This is a genomic window from Bradyrhizobium sp. LeoB3 (genome assembly GCF_055456055.1).
Genome location: NZ_JBVBEF010000336.1, coordinates 1 through 702, shown reverse-complemented (window position 1 = coordinate 702; position 702 = coordinate 1). Strand labels below are relative to the sequence as shown.

At 63.0% G+C, this 702-nt stretch carries 1 protein-coding gene; it reads right to left on the bottom strand.

All coding sequences use genetic code 11. The annotated features are described in order from the left end of the window. Positions 1-294: 294 nt before the first annotated feature. Positions 295-702, bottom strand: a 408-nt coding sequence (locus ACZXDY_RS46195) for a transposase (RefSeq protein WP_464350055.1), incomplete at its 5' end; no start/stop codon positions are given.

Below are 702 nucleotides of genomic sequence, written 5' to 3'. Positions count from 1 at the left end.
TATTCGGCGGCTGGCGTCCGAAAGCCTCCAAGGGAGGAAACCGCGCTTGAGGGAACGTAAGGCTGTGCCGAAGGTGCTATGGGGATTTGGTTGCCGCGGGTGAGCGGGCTGATTTGGATCGAGCCGAAGCAACGAGTTGTGCGAAGGTCAAGCGGCTGACGACTGCGCGGGGGATGGTGTCGAGCGGAGCGATTAGTTGGACGGTTTGAGACGCCGGCTGGAGATAGAAGCGCGCTCCACCGTGGCCGATTGAGAGCCGGCGAACGCAATGAGATTTGCCGGATCGTGACGCGGTCATGAAGTGTCGATCCTGATGACGGTTGCTGGACCTGTCGGCCGATGCCGTGGTGTTGAGCCGCGCGCGAACACCTCGATGATGATCATGCGACCGCCGCAGCATGGACAAGCGGGCTTGCTGGGATCGACGGTGGCAGCGGTAGGCTGGCCGTCGGGCTTTGCAGCGGCGAGCAGCTCCAGAGCGTGGGCAATGTTGTCGGCGCAAGCGCCTTTGGCGAACAGGCCGTAGTGGCGGATGCGGTGCAGACCTTTTGGCAGCACGTGGATGAGGAAACGGCGGATGAACTCGTTGGCGGCGAGCGTCATCTGCTTGTAGCGATCGCGGCCTTCGATGCGGTAGTCCTTCCACCTGAAGGTAACGCCGCGCTCGTCGCAGGCGATCAGGCGGCTGTTGGCGATGGCGAC